This window comes from Sphingobacterium haloxyli, assembly GCF_002980525.1.
Lineage (GTDB): Bacteria > Bacteroidota > Bacteroidia > Sphingobacteriales > Sphingobacteriaceae > Sphingobacterium > Sphingobacterium haloxyli.
The window spans coordinates 1-5,686 of record NZ_PVBQ01000033.1; the positions used below are offsets into that span (position 1 = coordinate 1).

7 protein-coding genes and 1 pseudogene are annotated in these 5,686 nt (G+C 42.3%); 1 reads left to right on the top strand and 7 read right to left on the bottom strand.

The genetic code is table 11. The features are described 5' to 3' along the window. On the top strand, nt 1–590 hold a 590-nt coding region (tnpC, locus tag C5745_RS19705), incomplete at its 5' end, for an IS66 family transposase (protein ID WP_117584416.1). Here the strand turns inward: tnpC (C5745_RS19705) and C5745_RS20550 are convergent. The 7 genes and pseudogenes from C5745_RS20550 to tnpC (C5745_RS19740) all read right to left on the bottom strand — a co-directional run. Next, a complete protein-coding gene (locus C5745_RS20550) occupies nt 579–1,223 on the bottom strand; it encodes an RHS repeat domain-containing protein (protein WP_105718733.1) in 645 nt (214 codons plus the stop codon). The two genes, tnpC (C5745_RS19705) and C5745_RS20550, sit on opposite strands and share 12 nt — an antisense overlap. Nucleotide 1,224: 1 nt before the next feature. After that, complete coding sequence (locus C5745_RS19715; RefSeq protein ID WP_165793155.1) at nt 1,225–1,749, bottom strand: toxin-antitoxin system YwqK family antitoxin; 525 nt, start codon at nt 1,747–1,749, stop codon at nt 1,225–1,227. Between the two features lie 53 nt (nt 1,750–1,802). Then, the gene (locus C5745_RS19720; protein WP_105718735.1) at nt 1,803–2,141 is read right to left on the bottom strand and encodes a hypothetical protein; all 339 of its coding nucleotides are present in this window, start codon (nt 2,139–2,141) and stop codon (nt 1,803–1,805) included. 118 nt (nt 2,142–2,259) lie between these two features. After that, nucleotides 2,260–2,490, bottom strand: a pseudogene (locus C5745_RS19725) (RHS repeat domain-containing protein); the annotation flags it as partial. Between the two features lie 465 nt (nt 2,491–2,955). After that, nucleotides 2,956–3,327 (bottom strand): hypothetical protein, encoded by a 372-nt coding sequence (locus tag C5745_RS19730; RefSeq protein WP_105718736.1) that lies wholly within the window; start codon nt 3,325–3,327, stop codon nt 2,956–2,958. Nucleotides 3,328–3,551: 224 nt separating this feature from the next. Continuing rightward, nucleotides 3,552–4,139, bottom strand: coding sequence for a hypothetical protein (locus C5745_RS19735; protein ID WP_133166411.1), 588 nt, complete (start codon nt 4,137–4,139; stop codon nt 3,552–3,554). 180 nt (nt 4,140–4,319) lie between these two features. Further along, a partial coding sequence (gene tnpC, locus C5745_RS19740; RefSeq protein WP_105718738.1) for an IS66 family transposase occupies nt 4,320–5,686 on the bottom strand: 1,367 nt, incomplete at its 5' end.

Sequence of the window (5,686 nt, forward strand, 5' to 3'; positions counted from 1 at the left end):
AGAAGGGCATCACCCATCTGGCATGCTGGGCACACGCACGCCGTGAGTTTGAAAAAGCATTGCAGAACGATCGCCCAAGGGCCGAAAAGGCGCTGATGATGATACAGAAACTCTATAAAATTGAACGCAGGGCTAAAGAGGACGGGCTTTCGGCCGACAGGACCAAGGAGCTGCGGCTAGAAGAAGCCTTACCTGTAATCAACGAAATGGGAAAATGGATCTTCCAAGAAATAAAAAACACACTTCCCAAAAGCCAGATCGGAAAGGCTATGGCCTATGCCTATGCACGCTGGGATGCGCTTTCGGCTTATCTGAATGACGGAAATCTGCAGATTGACAACAACCTCTGTGAAAATGCCATAAGACCGGTTGCGCTCGGCCGCAAAAACTACTTGTTTGCAGGCAGCCATGAGGCCGCACAGCGGTCGGCAATGATATACTCGTTCTTCGCCATCTGTAAAAAACATGAGGTAAACCCGTACCAGTGGTTAAAACATACCCTACTCAACATAGCATCCATAAACCATAAAAATATAAAAGATCTTTACCCGCAGAACTATAAGCAAATTATTGACAAATCAAATATGTAGTTCGTAGGGCGGATACTCTTTAACCACATTCCCCTCTCCATCAAACTCTCTAGCTTGTTTATAGTCGCCATTTCGACCAGATTTTTTACCAATTTGACTATGTGGTCCAGCATCAGCCGCTTCCGGGTCTCGTACAGGTAATCCATTTTTATCTCTTGGTAATTCTCTGTCAGTTGGATCTCCATGTTTATCTCCTGATGGAACTCGGGGTTTTGAGTTTTCACTATCTGATAAAGAATTTGACGACAAACTCGTATTTTTCGGTTCAAAGAAATAATCGTAGGCAGCTACACTTGCACCACCGATCAATCCTCCTACTACAATTGCGCCTCCCCCTATCCAAGCGACGGGCGCACCTATGATAGTTCCTGTTCCACCAACGGCAACTGCACCACCAAGAGCTAACGATCCCCCAATTATTCCTCCTGCTGTTACGCCTGCCCCAACCCTCTGTTGCTTTTTCGTTGGTGGGTCAAACGGCCACATTCCGTCAGGATCAATGAAACGTATCGGATTGTTAAAAGCATAGGTATATGGTGACCATCTCCTCCCTTGCTCCGCCAGCGGATCTATCACATTCCACCGTCCTATCTCCGCATCATAGAACCTTGCTCCGTAATCGTAATGAGCGATTTTACTTTACACTATCTACATGCTGAGAACATTCTCCCTTCTCATAATTTACCCAATTACCTATGCTGTCTCCAACTAGATAATAAGATACAGTTTTCAAAGACCCGTCCTTTTTATAAGTTTTCCATTCACCATCCATCTTACCATTTTTGTAAAATCCAACCTGACTGATTTTACCGTTTTCGTGCCAAATAGTAAATTTACCATCACGTTTACCTGGTTCAACATAAAACTTTATATAGTTTAATTGACCATTCTCAAAATAGCGCTTAGAAGTGTCAATTGGCTTACCTGTTATGTATCTCGAAGACGATTGTACATTTCCATTTTTATACCATTGCGTACTTTTGCCATCGAGCTCTCCTTCTGAGTAATTATATTCTCCTAATTTACTACCATCTTCGTGCCATGTAACCCATCGCCCCACCTTTTTACCGTCCTTCATATATCCTTCTCCAAACTTCTCACCTGTTGAATAATATTCAATTACTTTACCATTATTATTCCCACACGATGTAATATGCAAAAAGGCAGTCAATATGCAAAACAAGATTCTCATTATTCAAAATATTAGTGTTATCATCTTATCGGACGATAATTCTTTAAAGAATTTAATCCTCCATTTATAGTAGTCTTTATATTTAAAATCGACTGACCGACTTTACTTGGGAGATCAGAAACTTCTTTCATTACCATATTGCCGTGTTGTTCTATTGTGCTTCCAGTAATTCTCTCATAAGTTATCGGAGAATCCTTTATATCCATCAAGGTTCCCAATGTCGAGGGACCTGCAGCCTGCCCCACCATGTAATCTCTAACTAGGGAGACGTAATCATTTATTCTTTTCCTATCTCCTGTGGTTTTGAGGTCTTTAATTACTTTTGTATCGAAACCCATTTCTTCACCCCTCTGAAGCATTTCTTTAAATGTTCCCTCATCCTTTCTTATCTCGTTTCCTAGATTGCTATAAGTCTCAAAGAAATCCTTTGCACCTGTTTTACTGTCCCAATTTTTAATTCGTTCCGCAACACTTTCTTTAGTCTGTCCTCATAATCGCATTGCCTTTTTGATCTTTTATGAGATGAAATTTATCATTAGTTTCCTCTATCAATTTAAGGCTTCTTGTCTCAGTATTAAACTCCCATATATCCTCTCTCATTCCATCCGGATCAATAAACCGGATGGGATTATTGTATCCGTACCTATAAGGTGTCCATCTTCTATCCATCTCAGCCAGCGGATCCACCACATTCCATCTACCTATCTCCGCATCATAGAACCTCGCGCCGTAATCGTACTGCCTTCCGCAACTTTTCCGCTGTTTCCCGAACTTGCTGGCATTCCCAGACCGGTTTTCTCAAAGAACTTCTCTGATCCAAAGGTAATGTTTTAGGCGGATTGCGCATGCGGTATTTTATGGTTTGGTTGCGTCTGTTACAGCAAAGGTAGCCTCCGAAGGACCCGGCCGGTGAAGAGCTTTCTATACAACAGTAGTATTTTTATATTGGAAGTTGCCCTATTCTCAATAGATTTTTCATTTCTTCATGGCTGAGATCAAGGGCATTGATACGCTTTCGCGGCATAAATGCTCATTTCATTCCGCTTTATTCCACGGCCGCCTGACAGGCCGTCCTTCTCCTGTTCCCGGTGGCGTAACAGATGATCTTTCCGCCCAATCCGATGGAAGATTGGGCTTCCAAGAACTCGCAACCCATTCAAAATCGAGCTATTGCTATTTCCATTGCATTTCTATATTATTGCCACTTATGATGTCTATTATATTGTTAGTGTTACCAATTGAATAGTGTTTCAAGTCCCAATCTTCGAATATCCCTCTGCTTTCTAAATGAAACCATCGTAAATACGTCGAATTATTAGAAGTAACAAAACCTCTATATGTTGGTTGTTCATAGAGGGTCTTTAATCTCGCGCCTTCATCAACTACCTGATATGCCATTACCCCTTTAAATTTAAGTTCTAGTAGTTTATCATCATCCATCTCCGCTAATAGGATCGTCAGTATTCCTTCATTATTTATTAAACTGACAAAGTACAAATCCTTAGGGACCGGAAGTATAGGATTCCATTTTACAAAATCATTCATAACTAATATCTAAATTTCGTTTCCTTATGTTGTTTTTTAGGGTTATAAATTTCTAATATTGGTCTATCTCCAACACTTGCACTAATCCCGTGAATGTTTTAGAATCGATCATTACATTTATAAGTTCCTTCTTCAAGCCTTGATACGTCATTAAGAAAACTAAAAATTGAGTGATTTGTACTATTGCCCGTATCAGTAAAAATAACTTCATCCAAAATGCCGTCTTAATCCATTACTTTCCAAACGGGACCGTCCCAAAAACGACTGTCATCCACGTTAAATTTGTAAATAAGGCTACCATCGGTATCTTTTGCGGAGGCTAATCTAGTAAAATAATATTCCTTTAAATCGTTTTTCGCCTCCTGTTCATCATAATAGTTGATCAAATTAAATCTCCTAAACCAGTTCAGTCTAATATCATCATTTTCCCTAATGCCCAGATAACAAAACCCGTCATAATACCACGCGTATTCTGTATTTGGCTGAAATTGTCTACTGGTGGGATTGCGAGCAAGAACAAAAACAACCAATCGCTTGATATCAGGGCTATACAGTATAGTATCAAGAAGCAATTCCGTAGAGTCAAAATAGCTTTTGTTATAAAATGACTGCTCATGGCGTTGTAAATAGCCCTTGAGATTTGCTAGAACCTGTAAGCTATCTCTCCTGTAGATATTTTCTTCAACAATCATACGGCTCTTGAACGTTTCCTCTGTACGTATCCTTGCGTCACGTCCAACATCATAATTACAAGTAGCAAAAAGCATCAGTCCGAAAGCTAAAGCGGCAATATTGTTTATGTCTCGTTTCATTCTTACTTGGCTTGTTTTATTGTCTTATCCACTGGTTTCCATTCCACTTATAAGTACCTTCTTGTAAATTGTTTATATCCCCCAAAAAGCTGAATATTGAATGATCAGTACTAGTGCCAGAGTTTTGAATGATTTCGAGATTCCCCATTTCTTCCTCATTTGCCGTATCCGCCCTATGAACTACATATTTGATTTGTCAATAATTTGCTTATAGTTCTGCGGGTAAAGATCTTTTATATTTTTATGGTTTATGGATGCTATGTTCAGTAGGGTATGTTTTAACCACTGGTACGGGTTGACTTCATGTTTTTTACAGATGGCGAAGAACGAGTATATCATTGCCGATCGCTGTGCGGCTTCATGGCTGCCGGCGAAGAGCCAGTTCTTGCGACCAAGGGCGACGGGTCTGATAGCATTCTCCACGAGGTTGTTGTCTATCTGCAGGCTTCCATCGTGCAGATATGCCGAAAGCGCATCCCATCTGGCATAGGTATATGCCATGGCTTTACCGATCTGGCTCTTTGGCAAGGTGTTCTTTATTTCCTCAAAGATCCATTTGCCCATATCGTTGATGATATCCAGCGAGTCTCTTAGACGAAGCTCCTTGATCTGTTGGGGTGATAGGTTTTCTTCTTTTGCCTTACGCTCGATCTTATAAAGCCCCTGTATCATCAGCAGTGCCTTTTCGGCTCTGGGACGGTCGTTCTGCAGTGCTTTTTCAAACTCACGGCGTGCGTGTGCCCAACACGCCAGATGGGTGATGTCCTTCTTTTCGCCATATTTATCATAGGCGGCATATCCATCCGTCTGCAGATAACCCTTAAAGTTATCCAGCATGGATTTTGGTACATGCCCTGCGCGGGATGGATTATAGTCAAACAGCACGGTCCTGTCCAACGGGCAATGGTACACCCAGTACCAACCTTGGTGGGCAGCGCCTTTTTTATCGCTGTCGAGCACCTTTATGGGAGTCTCGTCAACCTGTAAATACCCTTTTGCTTTTGTATCGAAGACGAGCTGTTCATATAGTGGTTCGAGTTTGATCAGTGACTCCTTTGTCCAGCCCTCGATGGTCGAGGAGGCGATCTGTATGTTTTCCCTGGCGAAGATCTGCTTCTGTCGGTACAGCGGGAGGTGGTCCTGATATTTTCCGGTCAGTATCATCGCCAATAAGCCTGCTCCGGGGATGCCTCTGTCGATGACACGTTCGGGAAGTTCGCCGATACGTACGCCATCTCCATTTTTAGGCGTGTATTTATAGCGGATGAAGCGTTTGATATAGAACTTTGCAGGCTCGCACTCCAGTTCCTCGGCGATCTCTTTTCCGATGCACACCATTTCCGACAGATCACCTTCGGGATAGATCTCGATCTCCTGTACGGGAAGGTGCTGGGGGAGTTTTGCGCGCCCTTTATGATTGGGGCGTTTGCGGGTATACTCGATCTTTTGCTTGGTTTCTTCCTGTTGCTGCTCTACTGCCAGGGGTTCTACCTCAAATGGAAGTTCAGTCTGGTTGGGGTCACCTTCGAAACGTTCGCGCTTCTGGC

Bases quoted from the DNA above. Each gene is read 5' to 3' on its own strand.
- C5745_RS19720 (WP_105718735.1), bottom strand. From the start codon at position 2,141: ATGCTTCAGAGGGGTGAAGAAATGGGTTTCGATACAAAAGTAATTAAA.
- C5745_RS19730 (WP_105718736.1), bottom strand. From the start codon at position 3,327: ATGAATGATTTTGTAAAATGGAATCCTATACTTCCGGTCCCTAAGGAT.
- C5745_RS19735 (WP_133166411.1), bottom strand. From the start codon at position 4,139: ATGAAACGAGACATAAACAATATTGCCGCTTTAGCTTTCGGACTGATG.